Below are 15,042 nucleotides of genomic sequence, written 5' to 3'. Positions count from 1 at the left end.
TGCTTATATAAGCTTTTATAACGCCTACTTTAAATAAACAATGGGTAACTTAAATAAACACGACACTCTAAAATTTATCTTTTAGGAGCGCATCTCTACACTTTTTTTAGGGCCTGTTTATAAATTAAGTAGGTAAATATCTAACTATCGCATTAAAACACACACATTATATTAAAGTTTCTCAATTCACCTAAAGGTGAGGGTCTATCAATGAAAAAAATTTTTAATAAATTAAGCGCGGCATCAATAACGTTACTTTTCTGTGTTAGCAGCTTTGCAAGTGAAGTTTCACAAGATTATTTTACGACACAGGGTAATGGTCTTCGTCAAATTACAAGTGGAACAGTCAATGGTCGACCCGTTGTTTATACATCTGAATTAGATGGTGCTGTAGCAAGTTATAATTCAAATGGTGAAGAGCTGTGGCGAAGCGCAACTCAAGAGAAAGCGGTACTTTTTGAGATAAATAGTACGGATTTAAATAATGATAAATCTGATGAGCTAATAGCAGCAAGTGCTGATGGAAGTATTTATGCATGGGATACCACATCTAGAAATAAGGTATCTCCTCTTTGGAAATTTACTCCATCTAAAAAAGTTCGCTTTAGTGAAGTTGCAGTAGCGCTCGTTGACGGCGAGAAACGGATCTACGCAGGGGGAAATAACTTTATTTTGTATGAATTAAATAGCAATGGACAACTACTCAGCGAAACAAAATTAGAGGGCGTGGTTCGCAAAATAGAATCAGGTCGTTTTTTATCCAGCGACAAAGACAGCTTATTTGTTTTTACTTTAGAGCGTGATAAGTATCGTTGGGATTTTATGGGATTTATTGACCCTAAATCGAAGAATGTAATAAGCGAAATTAGCCCTGCAGATCGAAATGTTAAAGACATTTCTAAAAATATGATGATAACGGATATCGACATCGCAGACTTAGACCAGGATGGTTTAGACGATTTATTATTTTTCGGTGATTATAAAAGTGGTCAAAAGTCTGCTGCATCATTTATTGGTTACAATAGCAAATTTAAACGCATTGCAGACTTTAAAATAGCATCTGCACAAAGACAGCGTTATGCGCATGTGTACGGCACATCACTATTACCTAAGTATAACGAAATAGTACTTCAATTTGGGGGGCTTACTTATTTAATTGATGCAAAAGGAAAGTTAATAAAACAAGTTGGCGAAAAGCACACCGGCCTTATTTTTAATGATATAGAGTTATCAGCCACTAGCGAAAAACTTTTTGCGGCAGGCCAAATTGGTGGAGGTAATACTATTTATAGTTTTGATTTAAATAATAAAGATTGGTTAGATACTCCTCATCAATTAGCTGGTCGGTTAGCGCAAGTTGAAAAAAATATTAATGATTTGTATGAACAAACGTTAGCTTTTGAAATGCCAAGTTACCAAAAAAAATCTAATAAACCTTGGGTAATGCTAACTAAAGCAGAGCTAAATAGTGATGTGGCAAAACTCAATGGTGCCGATTTCCTTAGCGTAGCCCAAGAGCGATGGACTGAAAAATGGGATCGCAGCCAATTAGTTAAAAAAATAGGCAAAATTGCGCTTAAGCAAGATCGCCGAGGTAAATACAAAGATACGCGAGAGCAATTAATTAAAAAAGCGAAGGCATTTGAGGCCAAAGGAAAAAGTTTTGTTGTTTGGTCTGGTCACGGTATAGACCCATTTGGAGTTAGTATTGACACAATGGAGGCTATATTAGAGGCCGCTCCTAATACCGCTCTTGGCTTTCTATATGCTGAAATGCACGACCCAAAAGATCCAAGAGTACTTTATTTTATCTCGGAGTACATGCCACGCTTAGCCAAAGCGATGCGTAAGCAAGGTAAAGCAAAATTATATTTTAGATATAAAGATGTTTTTTGGGCTACGACTTCTCAACAGCAACCTTGGAAAGATATGTTTTTTTCTGGGCAGTACGCTGATATTTTAGTTCCTTCTGCAGAGGATACAACATCACGTACGCAAGATATAAATTTTACCGGTAGAGTTGGCATGTTTTTAGGTGGCTATGTTAACGATTATGCAATGAGACTTGTTGATGATAACCCAACCAGTTGGCGTCCTCTTAGCCCTGGTGGACAGCGCAGTGTATCTCCCTACCTTAGAACTGCCGTGTTAAGAGCTGCGTATGGTTCAAGAATGGGTATTATTTTTGATAGCCGTTACACCGAGCAGCCAGGATTAAATGTTCTATTTGCACTAATGAAGTCGGGTGTTTTACCAATTGTTGAAAAAGATGCAATGCAATCAATCGGTTCTTGGATGCTAATAAAAGATGTAGACATAGAGTTAGCTCATTCAATAACTAATCATCACGAAATGAATCACTATAGTGAAAATGACTCTAATGCTTTGATGAGTTTAGGGCAAATTCAATGGGCGGGTACAAACTTGCCAGAGTATGATTATTCTAGAGCGGCCTTAGGTGTGCAATATAGATGGTTGAATTTCATTCCGCCAATGCCAAATGGTATGATCCCAATCGCCCCTATAGAATCTGCAGCGCAATTAAAAAAACAAAATACCCCTTATTTTGTATCAAATGGAAGAGTCGGTTTTAGTAATGATAAAGAGATAGGTGCAGAAGATTTTTATCCAATGATGCAACACTCAATTGAGCTCGGAGAACAAAATTTACCTATACGTGTTGAAGGTTCTGCTTGGTCTGTAATTAAATTAGATGAAAAACATAGCCGTATTATTTTAGTCGATCAAGGCTATATTGACCCTCAAGATAGAGATGTAACTATACATTTTCATAAAAAAACGAAATGGGTAAAAGATATTTTATCTAAAGAAGAGTTTCATATAACTGATAATAAAATGAAAGTTACTGTTCCTGCTGGATCAGTCCGATTTTTTGATGTTGGTTACTAGTAACTAACTAAATAAGCGTACTGAGTGCCGCTATTTTTGTATCTTAATAAGTGATGGAATATTATGACAATAAAAAAATTAGGAATGAGACATATACTAACGATATGCCTTACTTCTGCTCTGCTATCCGGTTGTGAGTCTTATGCTATATCGAATGATGGTTCGCCTACTTCCAAAAAGACGATTAAAAAAAGGCCAAACTTTGTTTGGTTGGTATCTGAAGATAACTCGAAAAGATATTTAAAATTATATAACGCTAAAGGCGCTGAAATGCCAAATATAGAGTCTTTGGCAAAGCAAGGCTTAGTATTTAATAATGCATTTTCTAATTCGCCTGTATGCTCAACAGCAAGAACGACGCTCGCCTTGGGTGCCTACCCTGCTAAATTAGCAATGGAATATCACCGCCCATTTGAGCGTATAAACTTACCTAGAGAATTAAGTACAATAAGTGATTACCTGACTAAAGCAGGTTATTACACGTCAAATGATGCCAAAGAAGATTATAACTTTGTCTCGCCAGAAAACAATTGGAGTTCTTCAAAAAAGGGAGCTAGCTGGCATGATCGTAAAGCAGGCCAACCTTTCTTTCATATGCAAACGTGGAAAACTACGCATGAAGGAAAGCTACACTTTCCTGAAAGTGATATAGAAAATTTACCAACGATACATAATCCCAATTCAGTAGAATTAGATCCTATCCACCCCAATACTGAACTATTCAGATATACATACGCTCGTTATCTCGACTTACATAAAAAAGTGGATAAAGAGATGGGAGTGGTAATAAATCAGCTTAAAGAGGAAGGATTATTAGAAGATACGTTCATATTTTATTTTGGTGATCATGGTGGTGTTTTACCAGGTAGCAAAGGGTTTGTGTCAGAAAGAGGGCTTAATGTTCCTTTAGTCGTTCGTGTACCAAAGAATTTTCGACATTTATTACATAAAGATTTACAAGCTAAGCTATCAACTCGAGTAGATGGCGTTATTAGTTTTATAGATTTTGCTCCTACCTTGCTTGAATTGGCAGGTTTACCTAAATCTAAGTTGCAGGATGGCGAAAGCTTTTTGTCAAAAAATTTAAGTTTAGATGATTTAAATAAGCGTAATACAAACTTTTCATTTGCAGATAGATTTGATGAAAAATACGATATGGTAAGGGGCTTTCGAAAAGGTAAATATAAATATATTCGTAACTATTTACCCTTTAACCCTGATGGATTGTTTTCAAGTTATCGTTATAAACAAGCGGCTTACCGAGAGTGGAAACACTTATTTAAGGCTAACAAGTTAAACTCTGTACAAAGTGCTTTTTTTAAACGTAAGCCATTAGAGGCATTATACGACCTTGAACAAGACCCTTTTGAAACTAAAAATTTAGCACTATTGCCGCAATATACTGAAAAAGTTATTAAAATGCGTGCCGGATTACAAAAAAAGCTGCAATCAATGCCCGATTTAGCCTTTTATCCTGAATCTTATTTAGTCGATATTGCAAAAGATGACCCCATTATCTTTAGTTTAAAACACAAGAGTGATATCGCCCGCTTTATTAATATAATAGATATGAGCCTACAACCGTTTGAACAAGTAAAAAATAAGTTAAAGGCAGTATTGTTATCAAATGAACAATGGGAACGGTATTGGGCGATGAATGCTGTATTAGCATTTGGCGATAAAGCAAATGAATTCCTGCCTATTATTGAGAAAATTAGACAGTCTGACATCAACCTAATTAACCGAAGTCGTGCTATTCAGTATTTAGCTTTGAATAATGGGGTTTCACCGCAGTTAGAACTAGAAGATTTAGTAAAACAGGCTAAAGATCCTTTAACTGCTCTGGCTATATTAAATATCGCTACTCAATTACATGACACATTGGGTATTGCTTTTAATATTGAATTAAATAAATTATTGAAAAATAGTACAGAAACACGTGGTACTTCAATGGAAAGTTTCCATAAACGAACTGTCGATGGCTGGTTTAAAGCTCGGATGGACTATTTGAAAAATATATAATATCGCTAGATGTAACGACTGATGATTTCGGTCGTTACATTCAGATTTTAAATATTCATTAGGCTTATAAAAGATAGCTGCCTAACAACCTTCTCTTTAGTTCAATTAGCTTAATCAGACTCTTTATACTTTAATAAATCACTTCTATAGGTGAATCGCTAAAGATGTAGCAAATGGATTTTTTTCACTAACTAACAGCATAAAAATTAACGGCGGCCAATTTAACATAATAATAACTAACGTAAATAAACATTTACGTTAGTTATTTATTCAAAAATGAATTACACTTAACTTATCCCAATATATGTAGGCGTAAATAAGGAGGCTATTTATCAAAACACGTTTTGATCATTTATTAAAATCTCAAGTATTAGCACCCTTTAAGCAAAAAATGCCCTTAGTAATTAAAAATGACGAATGCCCTGTATATGCATATATAAATTCTCTAAGGGCTGTTTCATCAAAAAGTACTGCATTACGTGTACTTCATTCAATTGCACAAAAGTTAGGCCAGAGTAATTACTACAGTATTAACTGGGCTCGCTTTGATAGGAATACACTAAATAGTCTGGTCGCTCTGTTAAAAGATAAAGGTTTATCTTATGAAACAATAGGTCTTTACCTATCTATTACAAAAAGTGTTTTGAGAGAAGCTTTTCTGCTGGGTCAAATAAATTCACTACATTGGGAGCGAGTTAAATCAGTTAAGCCACCTATGCTCGGAAAAAAAAGCTACACGCTACCTTATCGCAAAGTGATTTTGCACATTTGCTAAATACAATAGAGGCGCTCGCACTTACTAATACAAAAAAAATCAGAGATCAGGCTATATTCCATTTACTCATCGGTTGCGGTTTACGCCGGTTTGAATTAGCTAAATTAAAGTTAAGCGCAATTGATTTAACCGGTAATAAAATAACCTTTGATGGTAAAGGCGGAAAAGAACGTACTGTTGCTATTCATCCCATAACTATGAAAGCGCTAAAAGAATGGATGGTTATACGTGGTTATAAAGAAGGTGCTGTATTTACACGAGTCTATAAATCTGGCGAACTTCATAAAAGTGTAAGCACAAACAATATAGACGAGATCCCGCACTTTTCTTCAGAATCTATTTACCTACTATGCAAAACATATGGTTTGGTATCAGCTGGAATAACTCCTCACTCTCTTAGGCGTTCGTATGCAACTTGGTTGAGTCGTAATGGCGCTAATATTCAGCATATTTCAAAGCTAATGGGGCATTCCAGTATAAAAACAACCGAGATCTACATTAAAACGGAGCAGCGAGAAATAGATAAAACGGTATTAGATAAATTATTTGTATAAAGCACTTTTTTATACCATCATACTTATTTGAAAACCGTAACAATCTTTAGCATGATAAGCTTTGGTTCTATATAAGCCATCATAAGTAAAGATATAAATGCGTTATATTGATAAAAGTATGATGGTATAAAAATGGATTTATTTACTCAAGTTGATTTAAACTTTACAGCTCTTACAAATTTAACTGATAACCTTTATCAGGAGTTGCATAGCATTGAACCCCTCAGTGCTAATTGTACTATTATCCCACAAGTATATTCATCGCCTTCAACCGTCGCAGATAATCAACCAATAGAGCTATCACACATTAGCGGCTTTACCGCACAAACCAAAATAATCAGCTCATATAAACAATTTAATCCAGTAGCAAAAAGTAATGCAAAGTACCCTTTTAGATTACCGGGAGTATTAATAGTAGAAGAAAAGTACTCAGCTAAACTCTCTTCACTTATAAAAAGCTGTAATATCCATAAAGATAATATAAAAAACGCTATTTCTTCATCAAAAATCACAGCGGAAAAAAAACGAGAAATTATTCAATCTGTAGCCCCTAATGCTATTACTTTACAGGTTTACAGACATATATTACCTCCACTAGTAAACACAAGAAGAATTAGCTTTAGTTGGTGTAATAAATTTAGCGTTAAATGTTTTACTCACGAAAAAATGTGTGATTATCTAAATAATAGTATGAAACACCCGCCCAAAGGGGTGACAAAAAGTGAGTGGTGTTACTTTGTTGGACAAGAACTGCACCTGGTACAACAACGTAAAAAAAATGAGCTAATTAAAATAAAAAGGCCCCTAACACCAGCACCTATGGCGAATATTTCGTTCATAGATAACAGTCCCAGTATTTTACGCCACGCGCATCTACCTTTTATAGTCGCTAGTGACCATCTAGTAAAAATTAAAAAGTTAAAACACTTCATCGAAAAAAATACTAAACTTAACAAACTCGAATATATGATCAATCGTCTTTACGCGTTGTGACTTTAGTTTTTCCACAATGTGGAAATTATGATTTTACTTATCGGACTGCTCTAATAAATTAGCCTGGACTCTAAAAACATTAATTATCAGAATTACTACATTATTATATTTAGTTTTATTCTTGCTGCTTACGTAGCTGTGCCTGAACGCGCTCTCGCTCTTTTTGAAGCTCTATGCGAAGCTCTTCTTCGGTGGGAAGGTGAGCTAAATATTTTGCTGCAAAAAGTTGTTTTCGATCACTCAGTACCGAGTATTTTACTACTGCTTCACTTTTTTCACTGCATAAAACAAGGCCGATAGTAGGGTTATCACCTTCGCTGGTGTAACGCTCATCGTACAAACGAATGTATGTATCCATTTGTCCTACATCTTGATGTTTAAGCTTGCCAATTTTTAGATCGAGTAATAAAAAACACTTAAGCTTAAAATTGTAAAAAACGAGGTCTATATAAAAGTCTTCATCGTCAAAGCGCAGGCGCTTTTGCCGCTCAACAAACGCAAAGCCTTTACCTAGTTCCAGTAGAAATTGTTGCAAGTTATTTATTATGCCCTGCTCTAGTTCATTTTCTTGATAGCTTTTATCTTGTAGATTTAAAAAGTCCAAAATGTAAGGATCGCGCAGATAGTCTTTTGCTGACTCAACCAATACTTGTGTTTTTTCTTGTGCCTCTTGCTCTACAGGTTGTTTATTTTTACTCGAAAGTAATCGCTCGTAATAAAGCGTACCAATCTGACGTTCTAGTGCCCTGACACTCCAATGCTGTTCTGCTGACTCCTCCATATACCATAAGCGTGCAGCTGGATTTTCTATACGTGCAAGCACATTATAATGCGACCAACTTAATTCGAGAGACAGTGTCTCTTGTTTTTCAAACGCGAGATAAAAGCGCCTCATATTACGCAAGTTAGTTACATCAAACCCTTTACCAAGCTCTGCTGTTAATTGAGTGGAAAGGCTTTTAAGTATTTTTTTACCGTATTGGGCACGAGTATTACCTAGCTGCTCATCTTCTACAATTAAACGTCCAATTTGCCAATACGCATGTACCATTGTGTTATTGACTGTTTGCCTAACAAGGGCGCGCGCTTCTACGATTACCGACTTGATATCGCTTAGTAATGCACTATTGGAAGTGCTAGGGCTGTTTATTTGAGTAGTGTGCTTTTTAGGTGCTGAGTCCAAGGAACCTCTCCCAGGCAAAAATATCAATATAAATTATTGGTTTATCATACCGCAAAGGTCGTGGATTTTTGAGTGTTAATTAGCAATACATGGTATTAAAAGTAGGGATGCTTTGTAAATGTAAGAATCAGGGAAAACTTCGGCTTTTAGTGATAAAAACCCGTCATAACTTATTTAAAAGACTCAGTTATTTTAGTCTGATGAAGCACCTTTACTAGCTTTAAATGTTGCAAAATGGATCGTTAACTCAACGTATGTAACTTTTCGAAAATTACAAAGTTCAGCGAAATTGGCTTTATTTAATTAAAACATGTTGCGATCTTACTTAATTTATTGAATAATCCTCCTGAGCTTCCTTGATGAGTTCGTTTCGCCCACTTTAAGCGTAGTCCTGTCGGATAATCATACTCACGAATAAAAATAGTTAAACATTTAACATGCGTAATGTTAGTGGGCGGACGTAAGCATATTTAAGGTTTACTCTATGAATCAGTTAGAACAATACTTTCCTTCTGGCCTGTCTATTTCTCGCGCCAAAAAAGACGCAAAAAAACTAAAAAAAGCAAAGGCAATTCCTTTAAATCAAGCACTCGATGAAATTGCTCAAAGTGAAATGAATTTAACTTGGGAGCAAGCATTAAAGGCTTTGTCGTCTAACGATTATGGACAAAATGCATCCTTAAACGAGGACGTTCTAGCGTTACCAGAAGCAGCATTAGGTGCAGAACAAGCATCGTCTGAAGCAATGACCGAAGAAAGTTGTGAACAGTCAGATGAACAAGATGAGTCATTAGATGAAGATGAAGAAAAGGGGGAGGTAAATTTCACTAATACAATATATAACTCGCAGCTAATTGAGTTTGAGGAAATGGTAGACAAGAATAGTGGACAGGCAGATACATTTATTTATCCTGCAAACGAAGTTTTCATTCAGGATAATGGAAATGGTACTAAGCTATGGCCGTCACCATTGGCTGCAACCGAAAGCAATGCAGACCTCTTCTGCGATATGCTTAATAAGTTTAGCTTACGTATTTTTGAGTATGACCTAATAGATACAATCTATGAAGACGAAATTGGTGAAACTTCTTATGAAATGTGGTACGAATCAAATTGTCCAATATATGAATCTAGTGACTGTGAGCGCGAAATTACCGCAGATCCAGACTTCATACATATTAAGTCACAACGTTCACTATATATCGTAATAGATATGGTTCGCTCTACCCTGATAAGCTGGGAATTAGAAATGTAGCTATCGTAAATTTGCAGGCTTTACTTGCTCTATTGTTTCATGAATCGTATTACTGATATCAGGGAGCGAAATGCTCCCTTTATATAAAAACGTTCGTCTCAATATTTAAAGCAACATTTAACATATAACTTTAAATACTTAACAAGCATTCCTCGCATATCTTTATTTAAAAACAATTAAAAAAACACAGTGTAATTTTGCTTTTAGGTTAATAAAACGTCTTAACTCAAATTATCATCTTGCAACAAAAAACACCTATCTTCTTCGAAAAACCATTAAAAACCTACAAATATTGCCGTTCGAGTTATTTTTAAATTAAAAACAATAAAAGGCTTGCATTATAAAACAGGAGCATTTAAAGTTCGAAACATAAGAGGTTAGCAATGTTATTCCTCTGCAGTCTCCGTGGTAAATGGAGAAGAATAAAAAATACAATTAGTTCATAAAAATTAGTTAGCCTGTTGTGCTACTAAGTTGGGTTCCCCGCTTTGGCGGGGGTGAACGGCAAATGCCGTAGTAAAAAATTTAGTTAGACAGTCGTGCTGCTAAATTGGTTTCCCCGCTTTGGCGGGGGTGAGCGACAATACACTGTAGTAAAAAAAATTTAGTTAGACAGTCGTGCTACTAAATTGGTTTCCCCGCTTTGGCGGGGGTGAGCGACAAAACACTGTAGTAAAAAAAGTTTAGTTAGACTGTCGTGCTGCTAAATTGGTTTCCCCGCTTTAGCGGGGGTGAGCGACAAAACACTGTAGTAAAAAAAGTTTAGTTAGACTGTCGTGCTGCTAAATTGGTTTCCCCGCTTTAGCGGGGGTGAGCGACAAAACACTGTAGTAAAAAAAGTTTAGTTAGACTGTCGTGCTGCTAAATTGGTTTCCCCGCTTTAGCGGGGGTGAGCGACAAAACACTGTAGTAAAGAAAATTTAGTTTGCAATTGTAACTACTAATTTTTACCCTTTGCGTAAGCAGAGGTATATGAAAACTAATTTGTATATTCCTTGTGGTTGGTAGGTATGTATTTTTGCATGTCTATCAACTCATTGAACCAACTCCCCTCTAAGTTATCCTCTCCTATTCAGGAGTATTTAATAGTTTTAAAAACTCATTTTTATATAAACCTTTATCTTTTTTATATGGTGACAGTCTAATTAATGCTTTCAACAAAAAAGCGCCCTGATTAACTCGGAGCGCTTTACTTTAAGGACAAATAAACAGGTTTATACAAATTTAAATAACAAATATAGCAGCATAGCTTTCATACTATGCTTATTACTTTGGCGATATTGCTCATAGTTAATTATACCAATAGACATTTTAGTGCAAAACAAACTTAGAGCGATAAACCAGGCAAAGTTTTGAGTCGATTGGTACTGTAAAAACAGTACCCCTGAGCCACTCAATGCGATAATCGAATAGGCAGCTTCTATTCGGTATTGGCTAAAAGCTTTAAAAATTTTGGACATTAAAAACCGTCATCAAATGCATCAAAATAATCGTGCTCTATAGAATCTCCTATCGACTCTTCAATTTCATAAACGGTCATTACTCTGTCTGGCTGGCCTATCACATTGCCACCAACATCTACGATATTAGCGCTCGCATTTGTGATAGGTAATCCTGTTGTTGGATTAATAGCAATATCATTAGCGTCATTATTTTTCATTTTTTAAACCCTCTTAATCATTAATTTCTGCTTTCAAATTTAATGATTTCGTGATAAAAATCAAACATGTTTGACTGCGCAGCTCAGCAACAAACGGTTTGAATTAAGTAATTAACCTTTCCCTTATTCCACCTAATTTTATTAAGTAAGAACCCTTTATTCTTTTCTAAAAAACACATTAATTAGTTTATTTTAAAGGCGGTTTTTGTCTGCAAGACAGGTTTTAAAACGGCATTTTTCGGCACGAAAAACTGCAAATAAAAGTGTCTCAGAATGAGACCAACAAGCGCGTAATGTGTTGTAGGCGAAGCCGCAGACACATGGAGTTGCGCGAATGTACAGGCTGGCCTGTACCAACCGCGATAGTGTTTCGCATCAGCGAAATTCGATTAAAATTTGGCACAAATTGATATCGAACCATCTATTTTCGTAGAAAATAAAAGCGAAGAAAAATGCGGATAATGGGGCACCCATCGCATTGTCTGTAGCGGCAGTATGGCGGTTGGTACAGGGCGGAGCACGGTACATTCGCGCAGGGTCTACAACGCTAGCGCGATAGCGCGTTGAGCCAGCTCGTTGCGGAGCAACACCAGAGCTGGCGGGCGTTTTAGGCCCTATGGTTGAGTAGCGCAGCGACGAGGCCATCCGCTGAAAGCGGCTTTGTTGCGATAATTATCGCGACAATGATTCCGTGCATGCTGTCAAAGCATCTCGGAATGAAAAACGGCAATATAATTATAAAATGATGATAATTTTTGTGTTGCGGTACTAGTTAATTTTAATAATTAACTCACCAAAAGGATTTTGTGAATTGACTCAGCAACCATCAAAAAATTTAGAAACGAAAAACACTCTTCATACTCACTACCCCCGCTATTTTGATATTGATATGCGGTATTGTGCAGGCGCAAATAACCATCAAAAAGGGGTTAACAGGACCAAGCTATCGGTTCTTATTGCAATTCGGTTTTCTATTGTTACACCAGGGATTATTCGTTGGTTATATGGCATCAATCATCGGTTAGCATTAGAGCATTTAAACCGGCTAGAAAAAGATGGTTTACTGCGTGTAGTAAAAACACATCGCAGCCCTGATGGGCGCGTCTATGTGCCTACCTATACTGCTGCCAAATTTGCCGAGGAGTTAATGGGCATCGACATACATTTTAGAGCGAATAGAAACCCCGCTTTGCAGTTCAATCAAAATAATATAATGCATAATCTGATTAACGCATTTGTCATGCTGCGCGGTGTACATAATTATCACAGTGATGAAACGTACGCCCCAATGTGGAGTGGATTCATTACCGAGCCTGAATTTAAACGTATTAATAACCTATCTGATACACGAACGGTGGATGGTGCTGTGCGACTCTTAGATGGCTCTATTGCAGCAATTGAAATTGAGCATTCATTTAAAAATAAAACTGCACGACAGGTCATTTTACTAAAATATTTGGCCTCGTTGAGAAATCGCGATTACAGTAAGATTTTTTTATTCTCTCAGTCGGTCAAAATTTTTGATGATATAAAACGACTCCACGAACAGTTATTTGAGGAAATGCCGCAACGTTTTGACAAGAAGACACGAGCACCACTCCTCAGTGAGAGCAATGCCGAGCTGCTGCGTGACTCAATAATATACCGAACTAAATTGTGTGAAGAAATTAATAAAATGTTTTACTCGTAATGCAGTAGTATAAACATTAAGGCGTTATGGTTGTTTTTTATTCAACTGTTTAGAGTAATACGACTTAGCTTTATCGTCACCAATGATTTTTGCATACGTTATACAGCGCCTTATATCGGCTTTTGCCAATCTAAAAGCGGGGTTTTCGTTTTGGTTTGATAGCTCATAGCCTCCTAATCGATTGAGGTTAACCCGAGCCCATACCCCTTCTTCATGCGAGCCCTTTTTTACCTTCGGCCGACGAGCTAACCTCGGCCTAGCTATATGTTCACTTTTACTAGGGCATTGAGTGCTGTACGCAAACTCAATCGCAGTAATACAATTGCCCATTTTTTTTGGCTTAAACTTTACGCATATATCTGTGTGGGCATTGATTTTTTCAATAGCAGGTAACAATACACGCGACTTAAAATCCCGCCATGCGCCGTATGATTCGGATAAAAATAATTTCTGTTTCATCTCTGGTAATTGAAAATTCACAACTACCGCGCCCTGCCGTTTGTAATTGTGGTAATTTCGCACCTCGTTTAGGAGTCCATACAATCGAAGTGATGCCAGACTGTTTAATTTTACTGTGTTATGAAAAAATAACTCTGTGAAATTACCCTCTATATTAAAAATATACGGCTCGATAGCTTCTGAAAACTCCAGTGTGATAAACGAGCCCTGATTTTTCACCTTTTCGTATGTAGCATTGCTCACCCACGGGATTGATACCGCTTCACCGCTATCGTCTAAAATAGTGACGGATTTATCTTGGAGTGACTTTGCGGCAGAACTCAGCTGCTCATAAACGCTGCGCTTACTGAGGCCAAAACACTGGGCATATTCCGTTGGATAAATAACAATTTGTCCTGGGTTAGACTTTTTGGAATTGATTTTAGACAACGCGAGATTTATTAATCGCTGCTCATTAATCTCTAGCGAATATCCCGCATGTAATAGCTTATTGGCGAAAACAATTTTTGAAGAATTTTTACTGCTCATCTCTCTACCTCATTTCTGGTTGATGGTGTTATGCTAACCGCGGCTCAACCAATAAAAGAAATTTCGGTAAGTTTTTTGGTTAATAAAATTTTTATTTATTCACGGTAAAGTGCCCCCCTAAACCGTATAAATTGCCTACTCATTTCGTATAAAGTGCCACAACAAACATATAAATTGCCCACCAAAACAGTAAATATTTTATTTAATTTCAATAAGATAAGACCCTCTAAAAGTATTAAAATAGAAAAAATAAAAATAGATGCAAAGTTGCCACTTTTTATTTTTTATTAATTTATTTCTGACGGTTGAAAAATAAATTAATTATTTTTTATTTTTTATTTTTTTTCCCGCCACTATCATTTGTAATGAAACTACTGAGTGAACTGACTTACTGAAATATGCAAAAGGGAGGTAGACGTATCTACCTCCCTTTTGCGTTTGACCTATGCGCCTTGCCAAACATTATTACAATGACTGCGCTTTTGAGCCACCGTAACGAAATCCTGTATTTGCGCAGGACCCCCTCCCAGGTTTGATACTCAGTAACTGAGTAAAATGCCCTATTAAACGCTATTGCAGTTAGGGCAGCGAATCAGCAAATAATGATTCAGGCATATTTTGGGAGATATGATTAGGCTTGTCATTTTGATTTTGAAAATAACCATTGTGACCTCAGTTTCAGTCGCTAATTTTTTCAATTCACCCCCAAGAAATAACATCACCTTCAAAGTCGCACGGCAGCTCCACACGCTCTACAGGGGCGCTAATCAGAGCATGCATAAGCTCGTAGGTGAGTTTTCGCATAGCGTACTGATTTAGCTCTTTATTCGCTGTAATTTCAGGGCCAATGACCTCCCAGAGCTCATGTAAATTAAAATTATCACTGCGTAATTCTAATAGGTTTATCTGGTGGTCATTCGCGGTGATTACTCGACTAAATGTCTGTAATAAATTTAAAAAATCCAATGTTGATACGTATGTGCTTTCCATGCTTAACTTTCCTTGTATGATTT

The 15,042-nt window shown here is 36.5% G+C and carries 12 protein-coding genes; 7 read left to right on the top strand and 5 right to left on the bottom strand.

Annotation, left to right across the window (positions count from 1 at the left end):
* The first annotated feature begins 210 nt into the window (after positions 1–210).
* The 5 genes from ALFOR1_RS20195 (at position 211) to ALFOR1_RS20175 (ending at position 7,254) form a co-directional block, all read left to right on the top strand.
* The gene (locus tag ALFOR1_RS20195) at positions 211–2,910 is read left to right on the top strand and encodes a PQQ-binding-like beta-propeller repeat protein (RefSeq protein ID WP_104644241.1); all 2,700 of its coding nucleotides are present in this window, start codon (positions 211–213) and stop codon (positions 2,908–2,910) included.
* A 63-nt stretch (positions 2,911–2,973) separates the two neighbouring features.
* The gene (locus tag ALFOR1_RS20190; RefSeq protein ID WP_104644240.1) at positions 2,974–4,932 is read left to right on the top strand and encodes a sulfatase family protein; all 1,959 of its coding nucleotides are present in this window, start codon (positions 2,974–2,976) and stop codon (positions 4,930–4,932) included.
* A gap of 391 nt (positions 4,933–5,323) precedes the next feature.
* The gene (locus ALFOR1_RS20185; RefSeq protein ID WP_104644239.1) at positions 5,324–5,707 is read left to right on the top strand and encodes a hypothetical protein; all 384 of its coding nucleotides are present in this window, start codon (positions 5,324–5,326) and stop codon (positions 5,705–5,707) included.
* Positions 5,701–6,261, top strand: a complete 561-nt coding sequence (locus tag ALFOR1_RS20180) for a tyrosine-type recombinase/integrase (RefSeq protein ID WP_104644238.1) — start codon at positions 5,701–5,703, stop codon at positions 6,259–6,261. Before ALFOR1_RS20185 ends, ALFOR1_RS20180 begins: the two co-directional genes overlap by 7 nt.
* A gap of 132 nt (positions 6,262–6,393) precedes the next feature.
* The gene (locus ALFOR1_RS20175) at positions 6,394–7,254 is read left to right on the top strand and encodes a DNA replication terminus site-binding protein (RefSeq protein WP_104644237.1); all 861 of its coding nucleotides are present in this window, start codon (positions 6,394–6,396) and stop codon (positions 7,252–7,254) included.
* Between the two features lie 115 nt (positions 7,255–7,369).
* On the opposite strand, the gene ALFOR1_RS20170 is transcribed toward ALFOR1_RS20175, so the two are convergent.
* Entirely contained in the window at positions 7,370–8,437 is a 1,068-nt protein-coding gene (locus ALFOR1_RS20170) for a PDDEXK nuclease domain-containing protein (RefSeq protein ID WP_227006905.1), read from the bottom strand.
* 484 nt (positions 8,438–8,921) lie between these two features.
* On the opposite strand from ALFOR1_RS20170, the gene ALFOR1_RS20165 reads away from it, so the two are divergent.
* On the top strand, positions 8,922–9,692 hold the full coding sequence (locus tag ALFOR1_RS20165) for a hypothetical protein (RefSeq protein ID WP_104644236.1): 771 nt from the start codon (positions 8,922–8,924) through the stop codon (positions 9,690–9,692).
* 1,214 nt (positions 9,693–10,906) lie between these two features.
* Here ALFOR1_RS20165 and ALFOR1_RS20160 read toward each other — a convergent pair.
* Complete coding sequence (locus ALFOR1_RS20160) at positions 10,907–11,152, bottom strand: hypothetical protein (RefSeq protein ID WP_104644235.1); 246 nt, start codon at positions 11,150–11,152, stop codon at positions 10,907–10,909.
* Positions 11,152–11,352 (bottom strand): hypothetical protein, encoded by a 201-nt coding sequence (locus ALFOR1_RS20155; protein ID WP_104644234.1) that lies wholly within the window; start codon positions 11,350–11,352, stop codon positions 11,152–11,154. Before ALFOR1_RS20155 ends, ALFOR1_RS20160 begins: the two co-directional genes overlap by 1 nt.
* A gap of 811 nt (positions 11,353–12,163) precedes the next feature.
* Here ALFOR1_RS20155 and ALFOR1_RS20150 point away from each other — a divergent pair.
* A complete protein-coding gene (locus ALFOR1_RS20150) occupies positions 12,164–13,042 on the top strand; it encodes a hypothetical protein (RefSeq protein ID WP_104644232.1) in 879 nt (292 codons plus the stop codon).
* A 24-nt stretch (positions 13,043–13,066) separates the two neighbouring features.
* Here the strand turns inward: ALFOR1_RS20150 and ALFOR1_RS20145 are convergent, their stop codons facing one another.
* Both ALFOR1_RS20145 and ALFOR1_RS20140 read right to left on the bottom strand, forming a co-directional pair.
* Positions 13,067–14,029 (bottom strand): replication initiation protein, encoded by a 963-nt coding sequence (locus ALFOR1_RS20145; RefSeq protein ID WP_104644231.1) that lies wholly within the window; start codon positions 14,027–14,029, stop codon positions 13,067–13,069.
* 699 nt (positions 14,030–14,728) lie between these two features.
* Positions 14,729–15,019: a hypothetical protein gene (locus ALFOR1_RS20140; RefSeq protein WP_104644230.1), complete on the bottom strand. Its 291-nt coding sequence runs from the start codon at positions 15,017–15,019 to the stop codon at positions 14,729–14,731.
* Positions 15,020–15,042 lie beyond the last annotated feature (23 nt).

Origin of the sequence: Pseudoalteromonas carrageenovora IAM 12662 (assembly GCF_900239935.1) — a bacterium.
GTDB lineage: Bacteria > Pseudomonadota > Gammaproteobacteria > Enterobacterales > Alteromonadaceae > Pseudoalteromonas > Pseudoalteromonas carrageenovora.
This window is presented reverse-complemented; position numbering and strand designations above follow the sequence as displayed.